This is a genomic window from Kluyvera sp., from assembly GCF_047971185.1.
In the GTDB taxonomy this organism is placed as follows: Bacteria; Pseudomonadota; Gammaproteobacteria; order Enterobacterales; family Enterobacteriaceae; genus Kluyvera.
Window position 1 is genome coordinate 34,385 of the sequence record NZ_JBKDZH010000051.1, and the last position, 20,562, is coordinate 54,946.

The 20,562-nt window shown below is 57.3% G+C and carries 14 protein-coding genes; 9 read left to right on the forward strand and 5 right to left on the reverse strand.

The features are described from left to right. Nucleotides 1-16 precede the first annotated feature (16 nt). A complete protein-coding gene (gene fdhF / locus ACK5JN_RS14795) occupies nt 17-2,164 on the forward strand; it encodes a formate dehydrogenase subunit alpha (protein WP_416870872.1) in 2,148 nt (715 codons plus the stop codon). A gap of 247 nt (nt 2,165-2,411) precedes the next feature. Then, nucleotides 2,412-3,095 (forward strand): tetratricopeptide repeat protein, encoded by a 684-nt coding sequence (locus ACK5JN_RS14800; RefSeq protein ID WP_416870873.1) that lies wholly within the window; start codon nt 2,412-2,414, stop codon nt 3,093-3,095. Between the two features lie 188 nt (nt 3,096-3,283). Here the strand turns inward: ACK5JN_RS14800 and gltP are convergent, their stop codons facing one another. Beyond that, on the reverse strand, nt 3,284-4,597 hold the full coding sequence (gene gltP, locus ACK5JN_RS14805) for a glutamate/aspartate:proton symporter GltP (protein WP_416870874.1): 1,314 nt from the start codon (nt 4,595-4,597) through the stop codon (nt 3,284-3,286). A 414-nt stretch (nt 4,598-5,011) separates the two neighbouring features. On the opposite strand from gltP, the gene acs reads away from it, so the two are divergent. From acs to ACK5JN_RS14825, 4 genes are all read left to right on the forward strand, one after another. Beyond that, entirely contained in the window at nt 5,012-6,970 is a 1,959-nt protein-coding gene (gene acs / locus ACK5JN_RS14810) for an acetate--CoA ligase (RefSeq protein ID WP_416870875.1), read from the forward strand. Between the two features lie 165 nt (nt 6,971-7,135). Next, nucleotides 7,136-7,450: a DUF485 domain-containing protein gene (locus tag ACK5JN_RS14815; protein WP_416870876.1), complete on the forward strand. Its 315-nt coding sequence runs from the start codon at nt 7,136-7,138 to the stop codon at nt 7,448-7,450. Beyond that, nucleotides 7,447-9,096, forward strand: coding sequence for a cation/acetate symporter ActP (gene actP / locus ACK5JN_RS14820; RefSeq protein ID WP_416870877.1), 1,650 nt, complete (start codon nt 7,447-7,449; stop codon nt 9,094-9,096). Before ACK5JN_RS14815 ends, actP begins: the two co-directional genes overlap by 4 nt. A gap of 287 nt (nt 9,097-9,383) precedes the next feature. Next, complete coding sequence (locus tag ACK5JN_RS14825) at nt 9,384-10,679, forward strand: ABC transporter substrate-binding protein (protein WP_416870878.1); 1,296 nt, start codon at nt 9,384-9,386, stop codon at nt 10,677-10,679. A gap of 54 nt (nt 10,680-10,733) precedes the next feature. Here ACK5JN_RS14825 and ACK5JN_RS14830 read toward each other — a convergent pair whose 3' ends face one another. After that, on the reverse strand, nt 10,734-13,691 hold the full coding sequence (locus tag ACK5JN_RS14830) for an alpha-mannosidase (protein ID WP_416870879.1): 2,958 nt from the start codon (nt 13,689-13,691) through the stop codon (nt 10,734-10,736). A 397-nt stretch (nt 13,692-14,088) separates the two neighbouring features. Continuing rightward, nucleotides 14,089-15,666, reverse strand: a complete 1,578-nt coding sequence (locus tag ACK5JN_RS14835; RefSeq protein WP_416870880.1) for a hypothetical protein — start codon at nt 15,664-15,666, stop codon at nt 14,089-14,091. A 47-nt stretch (nt 15,667-15,713) separates the two neighbouring features. On the opposite strand from ACK5JN_RS14835, the gene ACK5JN_RS14840 reads away from it, so the two are divergent. Together ACK5JN_RS14840 and ACK5JN_RS14845 are read left to right on the forward strand one after the other, a co-directional pair. Continuing rightward, entirely contained in the window at nt 15,714-17,009 is a 1,296-nt protein-coding gene (locus ACK5JN_RS14840; RefSeq protein WP_416870881.1) for a Gfo/Idh/MocA family protein, read from the forward strand. 105 nt (nt 17,010-17,114) lie between these two features. Beyond that, a complete protein-coding gene (locus ACK5JN_RS14845) occupies nt 17,115-18,404 on the forward strand; it encodes an ABC transporter substrate-binding protein (protein ID WP_416870897.1) in 1,290 nt (429 codons plus the stop codon). A 43-nt stretch (nt 18,405-18,447) separates the two neighbouring features. Here the strand turns inward: ACK5JN_RS14845 and ACK5JN_RS14850 are convergent, their stop codons facing one another. Both ACK5JN_RS14850 and ACK5JN_RS14855 read right to left on the reverse strand, forming a co-directional pair. Next, nucleotides 18,448-19,137, reverse strand: a complete 690-nt coding sequence (locus tag ACK5JN_RS14850; protein WP_065356578.1) for an LrgB family protein — start codon at nt 19,135-19,137, stop codon at nt 18,448-18,450. Then, on the reverse strand, nt 19,130-19,540 hold the full coding sequence (locus tag ACK5JN_RS14855) for a CidA/LrgA family protein (RefSeq protein ID WP_163447530.1): 411 nt from the start codon (nt 19,538-19,540) through the stop codon (nt 19,130-19,132). Before ACK5JN_RS14855 ends, ACK5JN_RS14850 begins: the two co-directional genes overlap by 8 nt. A gap of 102 nt (nt 19,541-19,642) precedes the next feature. On the opposite strand from ACK5JN_RS14855, the gene ACK5JN_RS14860 reads away from it, so the two are divergent. After that, entirely contained in the window at nt 19,643-20,527 is an 885-nt protein-coding gene (locus ACK5JN_RS14860) for a LysR family transcriptional regulator (RefSeq protein ID WP_416870882.1), read from the forward strand. Nucleotides 20,528-20,562: the final 35 nt, after the last annotated feature.

Here is a 20,562-nt window from a genome sequence, read left to right on the forward strand (position 1 = left end):
AACTGGAGCGAGACCGATGAAAAAAGTCGTCACGGTTTGCCCGTATTGCGCATCAGGTTGCAAAATCAACCTGGTGGTCGATAACGGCAAAATCGTCCGGGCGGAGGCGGCTCAGGGGAAAACCAACCAGGGTACCCTGTGTCTGAAAGGCTATTACGGCTGGGATTTTATTAACGATACCCAGATCCTGACGCCACGTCTGAAAACCCCAATGATCCGTCGCCAGCGTGGCGGCAAGCTGGAATCCGTCTCCTGGGACGAAGCGCTGAATTACGTTGCCGACCGCCTGAGCGCGATCAAAGCGAAATACGGCCCGGATGCCATTCAGACTACCGGTTCCTCACGCGGAACGGGTAACGAAACTAACTACGTCATGCAAAAATTCGCGCGCGCCGTTATTGGTACCAATAACGTCGACTGCTGCGCTCGCGTCTGACACGGCCCTTCGGTTGCAGGTCTGCACCAATCGGTCGGTAACGGCGCAATGAGTAACGGCATCAACGAAATTGATGACACTGATTTAGTCTTTATCTTCGGGTACAACCCGGCTGATTCCCACCCTATCGTGGCGAATCACGTGATTAACGCCAAACGTAAAGGGGCGAAAATCATCGTATGCGATCCGCGCAAAATTGAAACCGCGCGCATTGCCGACATGCATATCGCGTTGAAAAACGGCTCGAACATCGCGCTGCTCAACGCCATGGGGCATGTCATTATTGAAGAAAACCTGTACGACCAGGCGTTCGTCGCCAGCCGTACCGAAGGATTTGAAGAGTACCGTAAGATTGTTGAAGGCTATACGCCAGAGTCTGTCGAAGACATTACCGGCGTCAGCGCGCAGGAAATTCGTCAGTGTGCGCGCATGTACGCCAGTGCGAAAAGCGCGGCCATCCTGTGGGGCATGGGTGTGACCCAGTTCTATCAGGGCGTGGAAACTGTACGTTCACTAACCAGCCTCGCGATGCTGACCGGCAACCTCGGTAAGCCTAGCGTCGGCGTTAACCCGGTCCGTGGCCAGAACAACGTTCAGGGCGCGTGTGATATGGGCGCGCTGCCGGATACCTATCCGGGCTATCAGTACGTGAAAGATCCGGCTAACCGCGAAAAATTCGCCAAAGCCTGGGGCGTCGACAGCCTGCCTGCACACACCGGCTATCGCATCAGCGAGCTGCCGCACCGTGCGGCGCATGGCGAAGTGCGCGCGGCGTACATCATGGGTGAAGATCCGCTTCAGACCGACGCGGAACTCTCTGCGGTGCGTAAAGGCTTCGAAGATCTGGAACTGGTTATCGTCCAGGATATCTTTATGACTAAAACCGCGGCGGCGGCGGATGTGATTTTACCGTCAACGTCATGGGGCGAGCATGAAGGCGTCTTTACCGCGGCGGACCGCGGCTTCCAGCGCTTCTTTAAAGCCGTTGAACCGAAGTGGGACCTGAAAACGGACTGGCAGATCATCAGTGAAATCGCCACCCGTATGGGCTATCCGATGCACTACAACAACACCCAGGAAATCTGGGACGAGTTGCGTCATCTGTGCCCGGACTTCTACGGTGCCACCTACGAGAAAATGGGCGAGCTGGGCTTTATCCAGTGGCCGTGCCGCGACACGTCCGATGCCGACCAGGGCACAACCTATCTCTTCAAAGAGAAGTTCGATACCCCGAACGGCCTGGCGCAGTTCTTTACCTGCGACTGGGTAGCGCCAATCGACAAACTCACCGACGAGTATCCGATGGTGCTCTCTACGGTGCGTGAAGTCGGCCACTACTCTTGCCGTTCGATGTCCGGCAACTGTGCGGCGCTGGCGGCGCTGGCGGATGAACCGGGCTATGCCCAGATCAACACCGCCGATGCGGCGCGTTTAGGTATCGAAGATGAAGCGCTGGTGTGGGTGAACTCCCGCAAAGGCCGCATCATCACCCGTGCAGCGGTCAGCGACCGTCCGAACAAAGGCGCGATTTACATGACCTACCAGTGGTGGATTGGGGCCTGTAATGAGCTGGTAACCGAGAACTTAAGCCCGATTACCAAAACGCCTGAGTATAAGTACTGCGCCGTGAACGTTGAGCCGATTGCCGACCAGCGTGCCGCCGAGCAGTATGTGATTGACGAGTACAACAAGCTGAAGGCCCGCCTGCGCGAAAGCGCAATGGGTTAAGCGCGGCTACGTAGCAGGGAGTAGCCCGGACGAGGCGCGTTAGCGCCGACTCCGGGAAACCCGGCGTCACTGCGTTCGGCCGGGCTACGTGCCATTGCGTAGCCCGGACGAGGTGCGCCAGCGCCGACTCCGGGAAACCCGGCATCACTGCCGTTATCGTCAATCTGAACGCCCCCATCCGGGGGCGTTTTTTTATCTTTGCTTTCTCTTTATACTGCCCCTTCCCTCGACTACCTACACACTATAGATGAAACGACTTTTAGCATTGCTGTGGTTCGCCACGCTGTCGGTATACGCCGAAGCGCCGGGCAGCCAATACCAGCAGGCCGCCGAGGCGGGAGACGCCCGCGCGCAGTACTATCTGGCCGATACCTGGTTTAGCTCAGGCGACCTGAGCAAAGCCGAATTCTGGGCGCAGAAATCGGCCAATGGCGGTGATGCCGACGCCTGCGCCCTGCTGGCGCAGATCAAAATCACCAACCCGGTGAGCCTCGACTATCCGGCGGCTAAAGCGCTAGCGGAGAAAGCCGTCACGGCAGGCAGCAAGGCCGGTGAGGTGATACTGGCGCGCATTCTGATCAACAGCCAGGCGGGCCAGACCGACTACCCACGGGCCATCACGCTGCTTCAGCAGGCCTCGATGAACGCCGAGAGCGACTTCGCGGTGGACGCGCAAATGCTGCTGGGGTTGCTATACGCCAACGGCGTGGGCGTGAAGGAAGACGACGAGAAGGCCACGGACTACTTCAAAAACAGTTCAGCGCTCTCCCGCACCGGCTATGCCGAATACTGGGCCGGAATGATGTTCCTGAACGGCGAGAAGGGCTTCATAACCCCCAACAAACAGAAGGCGCTACAGTGGCTGAATCTGAGCTGTACAGAAGGGTTTGATACCGGGTGCGAAGAGTTTGATAAGGTGAGTGCGGAGTAACAGCCTGCACCAACCAGTCCCCTCGCCCCTTTGGGGAGAGGGTTAGGGTGAGGGGCATTTCAGCTCGGCGTTAAACCCTCACCCCAGCCCTCTCCCTTAAAAAGGGAGAGGGAGCACATTGTGCCAGCCAGAACGTTCATCAATGCCAAAAACAATAATGCCGGACAAGCCCGGCATTATTGTTCTATTTATTGGTCCGCAGTTTTATCAAACTTGCCCAATACTTCGCGCTCATACGCCCGCGCTTTTTTACGGTCAAACTTGTGTTCCCACTTGGCAATCACCAGCACCGCCAGCGCGTTGCCCACCACGTTCAGCGCGGTACGCGCCATATCGAGGATACGGTCGACGCCGGCGATAAACGCCAGCCCTTCCAGCGGAATGCCGACGCTGCCGAGCGTTGCCAGCAGCACCACGAAGGAGACGCCCGGCACGCCCGCGATCCCTTTCGAGGTCACCATCAGCGTCAGCACCAGCACGATTTCCTGCCAGATAGACAGGTCGATACCGTACAGCTGGGCACTAAAGATCGCCGCGATACTCTGGTACAGCGTGGAACCGTCGAGGTTAAAGGAGTAGCCGGTCGGCACCACGAAGCTGGTGATCGACGCCGGTGCGCCATAGGCTTCCATCTTCTCAATGATACGCGGCAGCACGCTCTCGGAACTGGCGGTGGAGTACGCCAGAATCAGTTCGTCCTTCAGAATACGAATCAGGATCCAGATACTCAACCCGCAAATACGTGCCACGATGCCCAGAACCACCAGCGCGAAGAACAGAATCGCGAAGTGAACCAGCAGCACCAGCTTGGCCAGCGGCCACAGCGAGGCAAAGCCAAAGTTAGCCACCGTCACGGCAATCAGCGCGAACACGCCGACCGGCGCGTAGCGCATCACCATATGGGTGACTTTAAACATGGTTTCGGAAATGGAGCGGAATACCGTTACCAGCGGCTCACGGTGCGTGGCCGGCAGCGAGGAGAGGCCAAGGCCGAACAGCACCGAGAAGAAGATGATCGGCAGCATGTCGCCTTTCGCCATCGACGCGATAATGTTGGTGGGCACCAGCGACAGGATGGTTCCCATCAGGCCGTGCGCGTGGCTCTGCACCTCCGCGGTGGTACTCTGGTATTTCGAAATATCCACCGTCGCCAGCTGCGACATGTCGATACCGGCACCCGGCTGGAACACATTAGCCATGGTGATACCGATAATAATCGCAATCGTGGTGATCACTTCGAAATAGATGATGGTTTTTGCGCCAATTCGTCCCAGCTGTTTTGCATCGCCCACGCCCGCTATTCCGACAATCAGCGTCGAAATAACAATCGGCACCACGATCATTTTAATCAGATGGATGAAAATATCGCCAGCAGGAGACAGCAGATTCATAACCAGCCAATCACGGCTATCGCTATGATAATGCAGATAACTACCCAGAATAATACCCAGAATGAGGGCAATAAGAATTTGCCAGGCCAGGCTGACACGTGTTTTCTTCATAACGGCAAACTTCCTCAATGAAAAATACCATGCCGTAAGGGAATGGTATCCACTTGAAAGGGGGTGATTTGTGTTGCGTTTACTTTTAGAGGTTTTTAACGCGCATTATCAGTATCATCTGCATGGCGTCTCATGCAACCCTTTCAGATCAGAGCTTTTCACCAACTAAATCTATATTACCGCTAATTTCTACCAATAATTATTTATAAGTTTTTGTTATAAAAACAAAAAGATTTGAGATTTTTCTATAAATCCCCTTCCGTAATTATTTTGCTTCAAAGAATCAAATGAACGTTATTTGAACAATTCCAATAATGCGTGATCTGCCGCGCAAATAGTAAACAAAGCGACACACACCTCTGTTATTAACTTTTGTGAGACATATTATTAACATCTTACAAGGAGAAAAAAAGCATGAGCCAAATTCACAAACACCCTATTCCTGCAAATATTGCAGACCGCTGCCTGATTAACCCGGAGCAATACCAGACCAAATATCACCAGTCAGTGACCAGTCCGGATACGTTCTGGGGTGAAGAGGGTAAAATCCTCGACTGGATGCGGCCTTACACCAAAGTCAAAAACACCTCCTTTGCGCCGGGCAACGTCTCCATCAAGTGGTACGAAGACGGCACGCTGAACCTGGCGGCGAACTGCCTTGACCGCCATCTGGCGGCCCGCGGCGACCAGACCGCCATCATCTGGGAAGGCGACGACGCCTCGCAGAGCAAACACATTACCTATCGCGAACTGCATCGCGATGTCTGCCGCTTCGCCAACACCCTGCTGTCTCTGGGCGTGAAAAAAGGCGACGTGGTGGCTATCTATATGCCGATGGTGCCGGAAGCGGCGGTCGCGATGCTGGCCTGCGCCCGCATTGGCGCGATCCACTCGGTGATTTTTGGCGGCTTCTCGCCGGAGGCCGTTGCCGGTCGTATCATCGACTCCAGCGCCCGTCTGGTGATTACCTCCGATGAAGGCGTTCGCGCCGGGCGCAATGTGCCGCTGAAAAAGAACGTCGACGACGCGCTGAAAAACCCGAACGTCAAAACCATCGACAACGTGGTGGTGCTCAAACGTACCGGCGGCAATATCGACTGGCACGAAGGGCGCGACCTGTGGTGGCACGACCTGCAGGAGAAAGCCAGCGACCAGCACCAGCCGGAAGAGATGAACGCGGAAGACCCGCTGTTTATCCTTTATACCTCCGGTTCCACCGGCAAGCCGAAGGGCGTGCTGCACACCACCGGCGGCTACCTGGTGTACGCGGCGACCACCTTTAAATATGTCTTCGACTACCACCAGGGCGATATCTACTGGTGCACCGCCGATGTGGGCTGGGTGACCGGCCACAGCTATCTGCTGTACGGCCCGCTGGCCTGCGGCGCCACCACGCTGATGTTTGAAGGCGTGCCAAACTGGCCGACCCCGGCGCGCATGTGCCAGGTGGTCGATAAACATAAAGTCAATATTCTGTATACCGCCCCGACGGCGATTCGCGCGCTGATGGCGGAAGGCGACAAAGCCACCGCGGGCACCGATCGCTCCTCGCTGCGCATTCTCGGTTCCGTCGGCGAGCCGATTAACCCGGAAGCGTGGGAGTGGTACTGGAAGCAGATCGGCAACGAGAAGTGCCCGGTGATGGACACCTGGTGGCAGACCGAAACCGGCGGCTTCATGATCACCCCGCTGCCGGGCGCGACCGAACTGAAGGCCGGTTCCGCCAGCCGTCCGTTCTTCGGCGTACAGCCGGCGCTGGTCGACAACGAAGGCCATCCGCAGGAGGGCGCCACCGAGGGCAACCTGGTGATCACCGACTCCTGGCCGGGCCAGGCGCGCACGCTGTTTGGCGATCACGAACGCTTTGAGCAGACCTACTTCTCGACCTTCAAAAATATGTACTTCAGCGGCGACGGCGCGCGCCGTGACGAAGACGGCTACTACTGGATCACCGGCCGCGTCGACGACGTGCTGAACGTCTCCGGCCACCGTCTGGGGACGGCGGAAATTGAATCGGCGCTGGTGTCGCATCCGAAGATTGCCGAAGCGGCGGTCGTGGGGATCCCGCACAGCATTAAAGGCCAGGCGATTTACGCCTACGTAACCCTGAACCACGGCGAAGAGCCGACCCCGGCGCTGTACACCGAAGTGCGTAACTGGGTGCGCAAAGAGATTGGCCCGCTGGCGACGCCGGACGTGCTGCACTGGACCGACTCGCTGCCGAAAACCCGCTCCGGCAAGATCATGCGCCGTATTCTGCGCAAGATCGCCGCGGGCGATACCAGCAACCTGGGCGATACTTCAACGCTCGCCGATCCGGGCGTGGTGGAAAAACTGCTGGAAGAGAAGCAGGCCATCACGATGCCGTCATAAGAGCAGGCTTCCCCCTCTCCTGTTACCGGGAGAGGGCCGGGGTGAGGGTGTCAACGCCGTACACCGCCCCTCGCCCTATCCTTCTTCCTGCGGAAGAAGGAACAGTACGGTGTTCTGATTTGCACAACAAAAAACACGACTCAAAAAACCTCTGGAGACTCTGTGATGAATGATCAAATTTGTCAGCAGATAGAAGGTAGTGCGCATTTCAGGGAGCTCGTCGAAAAACGGCAACGGTTTGCCACCTTCTTATCGCTGATTATGTTAGTGGTGTACGTCGGTTTTATTTTACTTATCGCCTTCGCGCCGGGCTGGCTGGGTACGCCGCTGCATGCGGGCACCAGCGTCACGCGCGGTATTCCCATTGGCATCGGCATTATCGTGATTTCCTTTGTTCTGACCGGCGTGTACGTCTGGCGGGCTAACAATGAATTCGATCGCCTGAACAAGGCCGTCCTGCGCGAGGTAAAAGCATCATGAAGAAAGTCCTGACGGCGCTAGCCGCCACACTTCCTTTTGCGGCCAGCGCGGCAGACGCCCTGAGCGGCCCGGTCGAACGCCAGCCAACCAACTGGCAGGCGATTATCATGTTCCTGATTTTCGTCGTGCTGACGCTGTATATCACCTACTGGGCGTCGAAGCGCGTACGTTCGCGTAACGATTACTACACCGCCGGCGGCAACATTACCGGCTTCCAGAACGGGCTGGCGATTGCCGGTGACTTTATGTCGGCGGCATCGTTCCTCGGTATCTCCGCGCTGGTCTACACCTCCGGCTACGATGGGCTGATCTACTCGCTCGGCTTCCTCGTCGGCTGGCCGATCATCCTGTTCCTGATTGCCGAACGCCTGCGTAACTTAGGCCGCTATACCTTTGCCGACGTCGCCTCCTATCGACTGAAGCAGGGCCCAATCCGTATGCTCTCCGCCTGCGGCTCGCTGGTGGTGGTGGCGCTGTATCTGATTGCCCAGATGGTGGGCGCAGGTAAGCTTATCGAGCTGCTGTTCGGCCTGAACTACCACGTCGCCGTGGTGCTGGTGGGCGTGCTGATGGTGATGTACGTGCTGTTTGGCGGCATGCTCGCCACCACGTGGGTACAGATCATTAAAGCCGTCCTGCTGCTGTTCGGCGCCAGCTTTATGGCTTTTATGGTGATGAAGCACGTCGGTTTCAGCTTCAATAACCTGTTTAACGAAGCGATGGCGGTGCACCCGAAAGGCGCGGCGATCATGAGCCCTGGCGGGCTGGTGAAAGACCCGATATCGGCGCTGTCGTTAGGCCTCGGACTGATGTTTGGTACCGCCGGTCTGCCGCACATTCTGATGCGCTTCTTCACCGTGAGCGACGCCAGCGAAGCGCGTAAGAGCGTGTTCTACGCCACCGGTTTTATGGGTTATTTCTACATTCTGACCTTTATCATCGGCTTCGGCGCGATCATGCTGGTGGGCGCTAACCCGGCGTTTAAAGACGCAGCGGGGGCGCTGATTGGCGGCAACAACATGGCGGCGGTGCACCTGGCCGATGCCGTCGGCGGCAACCTGTTCCTCGGCTTTATCTCTGCGGTCGCTTTCGCCACCATTCTGGCGGTGGTTGCCGGTCTGACGCTGGCCGGTGCTTCAGCGGTCTCTCACGACCTGTACGCCAACGTCTTTAAGAAAGGGGCAACCGAGCGTGAAGAGCTGAAAGTCTCCAAAATCACGGTGCTGGTGCTGGGCGTGGTGGCGATTCTGCTGGGCATTCTGTTCGAGAATCAAAACATCGCCTTTATGGTCGGCCTGGCGTTCTCCATCGCCGCAAGCTGCAACTTCCCGATCATTCTGCTCTCCATGTACTGGTCGCGTCTGACCACCCGTGGCGCGATGATCGGCGGCTGGCTCGGCCTGCTGACGGCGGTGGTGCTGATGATCCTCGGCCCGACCATCTGGGTACAGATCCTCGGCCACGAGAAGGCGATCTTCCCGTATGAGTACCCGGCGCTGTTCTCTATCGCCGTGGCGTTTATCGGTATCTGGTTCTTCTCGGCCACCGATAACTCTGAGGAAGGCAACCGCGAACGCGAGCAGTTCCGCGCGCAGTTTATCCGTTCTCAGACCGGTCTGGGCATTGACCAGGGTCGTGCGCATTAATGTTATCCTCCCCGGCCTTCTGGCCGGGGATCACAGTTTATCGCCCTTGAGGTGAGATCAATCACAACTACCGGCACGAAATAAGCCAACCGCTTCACATTAAATATTTCCAGGTTGTGAAGAGCATTCCATCCCCATCTATTTCCCGCGTCCCCGCCAGAATTCGCATTTATTGTTCCCTGCCGCCCGGTTAAATATTTCTATGCTTCCGTAGCTAATATTATTAGCGAATAACAAAAACAAACGCTTATTAATTCATTTTGCCTATCCTACAGGAGCAATAATTCATGAAACGTCTAATCTGTGCCAGCGTAATAGGAATGAGCAGTTTGCTGGCGACCAGCGTCGCCTTCGCCCAGCAGGACGTCACGCTAAGAATGTCATGGTGGGGCGGGAAATCACGGCATGAGGTGATGCTTAACGCGCTGCAGGCATTTGAAGCACGCAACCCAGGCATTAAAGTGAACGCCGAATATATGGGCTGGGACGGCTATCTGGAGCGGATGACCACGCAAATTTCCGGCGGTCTTGCCCCGGACGTAATGCAGATTAACTGGCCCTGGTTCCCGATATTTTCCCGCACCGGCGACGGTTTTTACGATATCAACACGCTCGGCGACAGCTTTGATTTGAGCCAGTACCCGGCTAAAGCGCTAAAGTCGACCACCATTAACGGCAAGCTGAATGCCATTCCGATTTCGCTTAACGTACCGGGTTTTTATTACAACACCGAAACCTGGAAAAAAGCCGGGCTGGCCTTCCCGAAAAACTGGGATGACCTCTTTGCCGCAGGGAAAGTGTTTAAAGAAAAGCTCGGCGATGAGTATTACCCGCTTATCTTCGGCGATCAGGATACGTTCCTGATGGTGAACTGCTATATGTCGCAGAAATACAATACCCCCATGTTTACCCCCGACGGCAACCATTTTGCCTGGAATCAGGAGCAGTGGCGTGAAGCCTTCCGCTTTATTCAGCGGCTGGTGAGCGACCACGTTATCCCCGGCCCAAAATACCTGGCCTCATTCGGCAAGTTTGACTTTATCGATACCAAATACTGGCAGGACGGCAAATGGGCGGGCACCTACACCTGGAACGTGGTAATTCAGTACTACGCGCCAAAGCTGACGCCGCCGGCAAAGCTGGTGCTGGGCGACTACGTGATGTACCCCGGCGCCACCAACGCCAGCGCCTACTTTAAGGTGTCGCTGACCTATGCCATCAGCAAAGAGACGAAGCACCCGAAAGAGACGGCTAAGCTTCTGAATTTCCTGCTCAACGATCCGCAGGCGATCGCCGCCATTAAGCTGGAAAACGGCATTCCGCTCAGCAAAATTGCGGTAAAAACGCTGACCGACGACGGTACGCTGACCAACGAAAATCCCTCCGTCGCCGGCTTTAACGCGGCGCAAAAGCTCACGTCTGAATCAACGGCGACGTCGTGGATGGAGGACCAGAAAATGCAGTCCTTTTTCCAGGAGGCGCGGCAGAATATGGACTACGGGCGAATGACGCCTGAGCAGGCGGCGGATGATTTTGTGGCGAAATCTGAGCGATTAATGAAGCGGTCTGCGGCGCGCAACTAGCGGAGGCTGAACGAGGGTGAGGGTTATTACCCCCTCACCCGTTTTTAAACACCTTTACGGCTGCATCAACAGCAGCGTCTTAATCTCAAACGGCGTAAACGTCAGCGTCACGCTTCCCTCCACCACCGCGATCTCTTCTTCTACCGTTTCCATCAGATTGGCGAGATAACAGCGTGTTACGCCAGCCGGCAGTTGGATCGTCGCCGTCGCCTGTACGCCGTCAAACTCGTAGGCGCGTACTGCCAACGCAGGCAACTCTTCCGCTCTTTTCACCGTCTCGAGACAAATATGCGGTGAATCGCAGGCGATAAACGACGCCCTGTTTGCATCCTGCTCTCCTTCACTCACCAAGACCCGCAGCGGGTTGTTGAACAGATACGCTTCCCGATTCACCTCGCCCACCACCTCGTCGCCGCAATGGGGGAACAGCGCATAGGAAAAACGGTGCTCGCCAACGTCGGCATTCACGCCGGGATAATGCTGCGAGCGCAGCAGGTTGAGATCCAGCACGCCGTCTTTGGCATAGTGGCCATACTTGCTGTCGTTAAGCAGCGCCACGCCGTAGTCCGGCTGCGAATAGTCGATCCACTTATGCGCGCAGATCTCAAACTGCGCCGCGTCGTAGACGTTGTTCACTCTGGCGCTGCGCTGGATTTTGCCAAACTGAATATCGCAGCTGACGCGTTCACTCTGCACGTTAACGGCAAAGGCGGTGCGCAGCATTTTCTCGCTTTCATGCCAGTCAACGCGGGTATCGAAGGTCAGGCGTTTGCTGCCCGGCAGCAGGCTGATTTTCTGGGTTAAGGCTGAGCTTCCGTAACGATAGCGCTGTTCCACTACCGCCGCCGCGCCCTCCCGGTAGGCGGAAGTGTCGGCCAGCACAAAGCCGTCCGCATCGCGCTGGCGGTAGGTGATGTCAATATCCCAGCAGTCGCCGCAGATATCGTCATACACCGCCAGCCGGTTGCCGACGGTGCCGGGTTGCAGCAGCGAACGCCCGGCCTGTTTATCCACCAGCGCCACGATATGCCCCTGCGCGTTAAATTCGACCCGCAGCAGATCGTTCTCCAGACGCTGCGTCTGGGCGATGATATCCGGCAACGGCGTGGCCAGCGCCTCATCAATCACCCGGTAGCCAAAGGCGGGAACGGCCACGCGCACCGGGGTATCCGCCAGCATCAGCCACTCCTCGCGATCGAAGCCGCTCAGGTTATGGATCACGAAGGTACCGCGCTGCGTCAGGTTCGCGCGGATAAGCTGCTCAACCTCGGCCAGCAGCGCCTGGTAGCGCGCGACGGATTCGTCGTACACCCGCTTGATGGACGAGCCGGGCAGAATATCGTGGAACTGGTACAGCAGCACCTCCTGCCAGATAGCGTCGAGGCGGGCGGCAGGGTATTCGCCCTCGCCATAAAACCAGCGGCAGCTGGCCACAAACTCGAGCTCGCGCAGCGCATTTTCCAGCTTGCGGTTAAACCACTTGTTCCGCGCCTGGGTGGTCAGCGTTCCCTGATGCTTCTCCAGATACAGCTCGCCGTGGTAGTGAGGATAGCGCTCGCGGCCGTGGTCGATATGGCGGAAAAAGTCGATGGCGTTGCCCTGCGTCACCGGCGCGATACCGCTGAGGTTCTTGATACGCCGCAGCCGCTCCAGGTGCTCTTCGCCGGGGCCACCGCCGCCGTCGCCAATGCCGAACAACATCAGCGCTTTATCGCACACCCCCGCCTCATGATAGGCCGTTTCAATACGCCGAATGCTGCGCGGGGCCGCCGGGCCGTTGTAGGTCTCTTCCGGCAGCATATGCGCCAGCACGCTGCTGCCGTCGATGCCGTGCCAGATAAAGGTATGGTGGGGAAAGGGATTGTGTTCATTCCACGACAGCTTTTGCGTCATAAAGTAGTCAACGCCCGACTTGCGCATAATCTGCGGCAGGTTGCCATTGTAGCCGAAGACGTCCGGCAGCCACAGCATCTGCGTCGTCTGGCCAAACTCGCGCTGGAAGAACCGCCGCCCGTAGAGAAATTGCCGCACCAGCGATTCACCGGAGGGCACGTTGGTATCCGCCTCCACCCACATATCGCCCTGGATTTCAAAGCGCCCCTCCTGCACCTGCCGCTGCACCCGCGCATAAAGCTGCGGATAATCCTCTTTCACCCACTGGAACAGCTGCGGCTGGCTGGCGCCGAAGTAATAGTCAGGATAGCGTGCAAGCTGATCCAGCGCGGTGGCAAAGGTGCGCGCGCCCTTACGCTTGGTTTCGCGAATCGGCCACAGCCAGGCGAGATCGATATGCGCATGGCCAATACCGACAACGCTCATCGCCGGGTCACCACCCTGTTTTAACAGCTCCACCGCCAGCGCCTGCCGACAGCGGGCTACCGCCTCGGCGCTATGGTCACGCAAAGCGTTGAGGGCTTCGCTCAGGCAGACCAGCACGCGCTTGAAGCGGGCGGAAGATCGTTCCAGACATTTGAGAAGATCGGCCAGTACCCAGGCGTCATAATAGAGATCGCGCAGCGCCACATTGCAGGTTGCAATATGCGCCTGCACCAGCACGCCGCCGCGCAGGGATCCAAACAGATCGTTGCAGGCCAGATCCAGCCACAGATCCACCTCACGCACGCCATCCAGCGGAAACACAACCTTCCCCGCCTGGCCAAGACTGGGTTCAAAGGTGGAATCTACGTTGGTCAACCCGCGCACCGGCGCACCCTCGGCATCCACCACCAGCGCCTCGCCGCCGCAGTCGAACAGCATCACCGTTTCTTGCGCCTTTAGGTCATCAGGCACGCGACCGCGCACGTTTACCCATGCGCAGTCCCATAATTCGCCCCAGCGCTCGCCGAGGCGAAAAGCGTGCGCCTTGCCGCGTTTACGTTCGGCAAAGGGCACCGGGTCCGGCGTCAAAAAACCGTTGACCGTTAATTCACAGACCGGCGTATAGATCGCCTTTTTTATTTGCTGGATCTGATAATCAATATCACGCAGCAATTTCTCATCAAAACTGAGCATTCAATATTCCTTTATGGGTGATGGCTGGCGGATGGGAAATAATCGAATGCAGTAGATAAGGTTTAAATATTGAAATCCGTGACTCACCACAAAAACGGAGAAATAAACAACAAGAGCAGTAAATGCTATTTCTTAAATAAATATATCCCCACTTGTTTATATAAATATATTTATATTCCAGAACGCTCCCTATAAAAAGCTGAACTTGTACGAGATCACATTATTTACCTTATCGGGTGATAAGCATCACGATTCACAAACTTAAAAAGATGACTCAGATCACCTAATATTTTTATAAACCGTGACAAATACCTCATTTTACCCCTCAACACGCCTGGACACCCCCGAATCCCCCCGCTCGAAGGCGACATTTCAGGCCTCACTTTTTATGCTTAGCTCATTCGGACTCGGTCAGGCTGCGCGCAAAGCGGGCCAGGCGTTGAGGGCTTAAGAGCAGCGGTAAAAACAGCGGGCTCCCCGCAGGCGGCGACGCCAGCCAGCGTTCCAGCGTATCGACGTAGTGCAGAAGCTGGGTCTGGTGCTGGTGCAGCGCATCGGCGGGCAGCGCGTTATCGCCGTAGTGATCGCGCCATAGCAAGTCGACGGTGGCGCCGGCGACCCGCGAGAACATCTGGCTGTAGATTTCCGCGTTGCGCCAGGCGGCAAACAGGATCTCCAGCGAGTCGTCAGGGCAGGTAATGCGCGGCATCAGCTCTCGCAGCGTCTGTACCGCATTGGCGGCAAGGAAACAGGCGGCCTCTTTTTCCAGACGGATAAGCTGCCGCTGCTCCTGGCCCAGCGGCAGGTCGTCAGCCGGAATCAGCGGCTGCCAGGCCTGAAGCCAGTTGGCGCTACGGGTGTCCATATGCAGCACCTGCTGCGCCTGGGCGACGCTGTCCGGTACCTGGCTTTGATAGTGCAGACGGCGGCCCAGCAGGTTAGGCGTTTTACACAGCCAGTCGTAGCTGGAGTGAAACAGCGACGCCAGCCGCTGACGGTCCTGGACCGTGCGAAAGCGCAGCTGTTGCTGCTCAACCCAGCGGTCGAAGACCGACTGCGTCGCGCCATCTGCGCTCTGGTTCGCGGCCATCAGACCGATCAGATTGATGCTGTTCGCCGAGTCCATCACCCGGCTGTCCGGCATCCACTGCCAGCTCACGCGGGAAGTAATCGCCTCCACTTCGTTACCGGTGGCGCTGATGGCCCAGCTCAGGCGGCCGCTGATTTCATCCGCCAGGTAACACGGCAGCGCCGTCCAGCCGTAGCCGGTGCCAACAAGGTCGTACTCGATCCACTTTTTGTGGCCGGGCAGCGCGACGATATGCGGATGGTTGGCAAAGCCGGGATGGTAGTCAATTTCGGTAGCCTTAACGGCGGCGCGAACGTCGTCAGGCAGGGAAGAGAGCACCGTCGCCAGCTGCTGGCGCGGCCAGCTGTCATCGATGAAATCGCGCAGCACCAGCTTTTTACCAAAGCTGCGCAGCTGGCTCCAGACGCTATACAGCCCCTGCTGCCAGCCGGCGGTCTGGAAGGCGGGCGTCGTCAGCCCAAGTACCACGCCGCTTAAGTGCGGCAGCGTGGAAAGCAGCGGCGAAAATATCGCAGCGTAGAAATGCTGCCAGAAATCGGGCGCGCTTTTTTCATCAAAAGCGAGTTCGGGAAATTTACGCTTGATGATGTCGTCGGTCGGCGCGGCCTCTCCCTGAAGCCAGAAGGAGAGATTATTTTCCGCCAGGTAACGATCGACGCGTTTTAAATACTGCAACGCGTAATGTTGCTGATGAATAAGGTTCTCGACGTTCAGTTTCTGACTTAGCGGCGAGGGCGTAGCCAGAATAGAAAGTAGTTCCTGTTGGTGCAGGATGATGCCGGTGAAACCGTGCTGTTTCGCACTTTTAACGCCCTGAATAAACCAGGGCCAGTGCCAGATAAAGGTGCTGTTCAGCTCCATCAACTGATGCGGAATACGTTTCATCGCCTCACCCTGCAAATAAATATGTGCTTATCATAATCGAGGATGCCATGAAAAAATATGCTCTGGTCGGGACTGGAGGTCGTGCAGGTTTATATATTTCCGCTATCGGTGGAGCCTGGCGTGAAAATGCCAGAATGGTCGCCTTTTGCGACACCAACCAGACACGAATGAACTACGCCAACCAGCTATTGCAGAAAGAAGGCACCGAGCCGGTGTCGACCTGGAAAGCGGCGCAGTTTGAAGAGATGATCCGCGAAACGCGCCCGGATATTATCATCGTCACCACCATGGACCGCACCCACGATGATTACATCGTTCGCGCGCTGCACGCCGGCTGCGACGTGATCACCGAAAAACCGATGACCATCGACGAGAAGCGCGCGCTGCGCATCCTCGACGCCATCGAAGAGACCGGGCACACCGTGCGCGTAGCGTTCAACTACCGCTATGCACCGCACCACAGTAAGGTGCGCGAGCTGCTGATGCAGGGCGCGATCGGCAATGTCACCTCCGTTCACTTCGAGTGGCTGCTCAACACCGAGCACGGCGCGGACTACTTCCGCCGCTGGCACCGCGAAAAACGCAACAGCGGCGGCCTGCTGGTGCACAAATCGACCCACCACTTTGACCTGATGAACTTCTGGCTGGCCAGCTACCCTGAGCGCGTTTACGCCGAAGGCAGCCTGCAGTTCTACGGCAAAGAGAACGCCGAAAAACGCGGCGTCACCCAATTCTATCCGCGCGCCCACGGCTTTGCCGAAGCGAAGGACGATCCGTTTGCGTTGAATATGGCCGACAACGCCCAGCTGAAGGCGCTGTATCTCGACGCCGAGCATGAAGATAACTACTTCCGCGATCAGAGCGTGTTCAGCGACGGCATCACCATTGAAGACACCATGTCAGTGCTGGTGAAGTATCAGAACCAGGTGCAGCTTACCTACTCGCTGAACGCCTATCTGCCGTGGGAAGGGCTGAACGTGGTCTTCAACGGCACCGAAGGCCGCCTGGAGATGAAAATCGTCGAGAAATCTTACGTTAACGCCGGCGGCAAGCGGGAGAACGAAGGCAGCCTGGAGCAGTGCGACATTACCGTGTTCCCAATGTTTGCCGAGCCGTGGAAAGCAGAGTTCAACCTCGGTGAAGGCGGCCACGGCGGCGGCGATAACGCCATGCTGGCCGACCTGTTCGGCGAGCCGGGTCACGACCCGCTCCAGCGGGCGGCCGACCATCGCGCCGGGGCCATGTCGATCCTCACCGGGATTGCGGGCAACATCTCCATACAGCAGCAGCGCCCGGTGAATTTTAAGGAGTTTGAACTGGTTTCCCGTTTGGCGAAGCGCTAAACCCCATTCCGGCGCGGCAGGGAAAGCCGCGCCGGAGCGAATGGTCAGTATTTTGCAGTTACTCACCTGTTTAATAACACTCTTTCTGCCTCTGTCCCGGAGACAATAATGAATAAAATCGCATCAGGTGTTATCGCGTCACTGTTATTTTCCTGTACCTCTGTCTGGGCGCAGCAGCCCGTCGAATTACGCATGTCGTGGTGGGGAGGCAATAGCCGCCACCAGGCGACCCTCAAGGCGCTGGAAGCCTTCGAGAAAAAGCATCCCGATATCAAAGTGAAAGCTGAATATACCGGCTGGGACGGGCACCTTTCGCGCCTCACCACCCAAATGGCCAGCGGCACCGAGCCGGACGTGATGCAAACCAACTGGCCGTGGCTGATTATTTTCTCCAAAAACGGCGAGGGGTATTACGACCTCAACCAGCTGAAAGACCAGCTCGATTTGAGCCAGTATCAGGCCAAAGATTTGCAGTCCACCACCGTCAAAGGCAAGCTCAACGGCCTGCCGATTTCCGTCAACGCGCCGGTCTTTTACTACAACGACGCCACCTGGAAAAAAGCCGGGCTGGCCTATCCCAAAACCTGGGATGAGTTTTTTGCCGCCGGGAAAGTGTTCCAGCAGAAGCTGGGCGATAACTACTATCCCTACGTGATGGTTGACCAGGACGTCATCCTGCTGCTGAACGCCTATATGATGCAGAAGTATCAGAAGCCAATGTTCACCAGTGAAGGGAAATTTACCTGGAGCGACGCGCAGTGGAACGAAGCTTTTAGCTTCGTAAAACGTCTGAGTGACGATCGCGTCGTGCCGTCGCCAAAAGTCATCTCCTCCTACGGCAAAGGCAACCAGTATGAGATGAAACCATGGATAAACGGCGAATGGGGCGGCCTGTTTACGTGGAACATCACTATCCGTATGTTTGCCAACAATATGACGCCGCCCGCAAAGCTGGTGCTGGGCGACTACGTAATGCAGCCCGGTTCGGCGGAATCGGGCGTCTATTTTAAAACGGCGCAGATGTTCTCGGTGGCGAAGTCGACAAAGCATCCGAAAGAAGCGGCGATACTGCTGAACTTCCTGGTCAGCGATCCGCAGTCGGTGGAAGCGCTGGGCCTGGAGCGCGGCATTCCGCTGAACAAGGCGGCGGAAACGTTATTGACCGAGAAAGGGGTTATTGACCCAAACGATCCCGTTATCGCAGGACTGAAGCAGGCTCAAACACTGCCAACCACGGTTGTTGCCACACCTTACATCGAAGATTTACAGGTTATCGACCAGTTCTTATCGGCACGTGAGAAACTGGATCAGGGCAAGCAAACGCCTGCCGAAGTCGCGGCGGATTTTCGCCAGCAGGTGGAGCGCATTGTGCGACGTTTGAATCGCTCATCCTGATGCAAGGATCGCTTCATAGGCCGGGGTTCCCGGCCACTGGCGTTTAAAACATAATCCAGCCAACCAGCGGGGCCACCAGCACCATCACCACCCCGGAGAGCATCATCACCAGGCTGGCCACCACGCCTTCCTGCGGGCCCAGCTCGTAGGAACGCGCGGTCCCCGCGCCGTGCGACGCTGCGCCAAAGCCCGCCCCCTTCGCCATCCCTTCACGAATGGAAAGCCGTAAAAACAGCACGTCGCCAATCGCCATACCGAACACGCCGGTGACCACCACAAACAACGCCACCAGCTCCGGCTGGCCGCCAAGCGATTTCGCCGCCGCCAGCGCAAACGGCGTGGTGATTGAGCGCACCGCCAGGCTACGCTGAATTTCATCCGACAGGGTAAACAGCCGCGCCAGCCACACCGAACTGGTCACCGCCACCACGGTTGCCGTGATCACCCCCGCCGACAGCGACATCCAGTGACGTTTGATGATCGCCAGATTGTCGTACACCGGCACGGCAAAGGCGATGGTCGCCGGGCCGAGCAGCCACAGCAGCCAGTGCGCCTCCCCCATATAGTTCTGGTAGGAGATATGGCCAAACACCAGCATCAGCACCAGCAGTACCGGCGTAAGCACCAGCGGCATCAGCGGCAGCTTACGAAAGCGGCGGTACAGTCGTTTATTGGCAAAGTAGAGTACCAGGGTAATAACCAGGCACAGGACGCTCAGCTGAAAGTTATTCATTACGCATCCGCTTCAGTTCATAGCGATACACTTTATCGACCACCCACGCCGTGGCCCCCAGCACCATCATGGTGCTCAGCGCAATCACGAGGAAAATACGCCAGCCGTCGACCATCAGCAGTTGGGCGTAATTCACCACCGCCACCACCGCCGGAACGAAGAACAGCAGCATCTCCGCCAGCAGCCAGCGGGAGCCGGCGCGAACCCATTTGAGCGGCACCACGTGGCAAACAATCAGCGCCAGCAGCAGCACCATACCGACCAGATTGGCAGGCAGCGGCAAATGCCACCAGCTCACCAGATATTCAGCGAAAACAAACAGCCCGGCGTACAGTACAACCTGCACCGGCACCTGCAGACGATTTAACACGGAGGGCACAACGCGCCCTAAGGCCTCAGCCATGGAGGGATGTCCAGAAAAAATCACAGGCGCTCAGTATAGTGAGGCAACGATGATGACAGAAATGAATTAAACTCATCGGTAGCATAGTTTAGAGGCATAATCATGGACATAAGAACGCTGCGCTACTTTGTTGAAGTCGTTCGCCAGCAGAGCTTTACTCGAGCGGCGGAGAAACTCTACGTCACGCAACCGACCATCAGTAAAATGCTCAAAAACCTGGAAGATGAGCTGAACTGCACCCTGCTGATCCGCGACGGCCGCAAGCTGTTGATGACCGATACCGGGCAGGTGGTGTTTGAGCGCGGGCTGGCGATACTCGATGAATTCCGTCAGCTGGAAGCCGAGCTGAGCGATATTAACCACCTCAACAAGGGCGTGCTGCGCCTCGGCATCCCGCCAATGGTCGGGATGCTGATGGCCGGGCCGATCGGTCTGTTTCGCCAGCGCTACCCGGGCGTCGAGCTGAAAATTTCCGAGTTTGGCGGCCTGACGGTGCAGCAGGCGGTGATGAACGGCGAGCTGGATCTGGCAATGACCGCGCTGCCGGTTGAAGAGGAGAGCGCACTGACGACCCTGCCGCTGTTCAGCCACCCGCTGTGCGTGCTGGTGCCCCGCTCCGGCGAATGGCTGGAACAAACGTCGGTGTCGCCAACGCAGCTGGCCGCCCATCCGCTGCTGATTTATAACGAAGATTTCGCCCTTAGCCGCCAGCTGATGCAGCTGTTCGCCCGTCATGACGTCAAGCCGCGCATCGCGGTGCGCAGCGGGCAGTGGGATTTTCTGGCGGCGATGGTGCAGGCGGGCGTCGGCGTGGCGATTCTTCCGGAACCGATTTGCCGCAAGCTGGACGAAAAAACGCTGCGCTGGCTGCCGCTGGAGAGCGAGCTGCGCTGGCAGCTGGGGATGATCTGGCGGGAGGGGGTGTATTTGTCGCACAGCGCCCAGGCGTGGCTGAAGTGCTGTGAGGGGTTTACGCTGCCGGAGTAGAAGTTTAGGCACGGTCCGCCCCCTCTCCCTTTTTA

Coding starts and splice junctions, on each gene's coding strand:
- ACK5JN_RS14815 (WP_416870876.1), top strand. CDS start 7,136: ATGAATGATCAAATTTGTCAGCAGATAGAAGGTAGTGCGCATTTCAGG.
- actP (WP_416870877.1), top strand. CDS start 7,447: ATGAAGAAAGTCCTGACGGCGCTAGCCGCCACACTTCCTTTTGCGGCC.
- ACK5JN_RS14860 (WP_416870882.1), top strand. CDS start 19,643: ATGGACATAAGAACGCTGCGCTACTTTGTTGAAGTCGTTCGCCAGCAG.
- gltP (WP_416870874.1), bottom strand. CDS start 4,597: ATGAAGAAAACACGTGTCAGCCTGGCCTGGCAAATTCTTATTGCCCTC.
- ACK5JN_RS14855 (WP_163447530.1), bottom strand. CDS start 19,540: ATGGCTGAGGCCTTAGGGCGCGTTGTGCCCTCCGTGTTAAATCGTCTG.
- ACK5JN_RS14830 (WP_416870879.1), bottom strand. CDS start 13,691: ATGCTCAGTTTTGATGAGAAATTGCTGCGTGATATTGATTATCAGATC.
- ACK5JN_RS14825 (WP_416870878.1), top strand. CDS start 9,384: ATGAAACGTCTAATCTGTGCCAGCGTAATAGGAATGAGCAGTTTGCTG.
- ACK5JN_RS14835 (WP_416870880.1), bottom strand. CDS start 15,666: ATGAAACGTATTCCGCATCAGTTGATGGAGCTGAACAGCACCTTTATC.
- ACK5JN_RS14850 (WP_065356578.1), bottom strand. CDS start 19,137: ATGAATAACTTTCAGCTGAGCGTCCTGTGCCTGGTTATTACCCTGGTA.
- ACK5JN_RS14800 (WP_416870873.1), top strand. CDS start 2,412: ATGAAACGACTTTTAGCATTGCTGTGGTTCGCCACGCTGTCGGTATAC.
- ACK5JN_RS14840 (WP_416870881.1), top strand. CDS start 15,714: ATGAAAAAATATGCTCTGGTCGGGACTGGAGGTCGTGCAGGTTTATAT.
- acs (WP_416870875.1), top strand. CDS start 5,012: ATGAGCCAAATTCACAAACACCCTATTCCTGCAAATATTGCAGACCGC.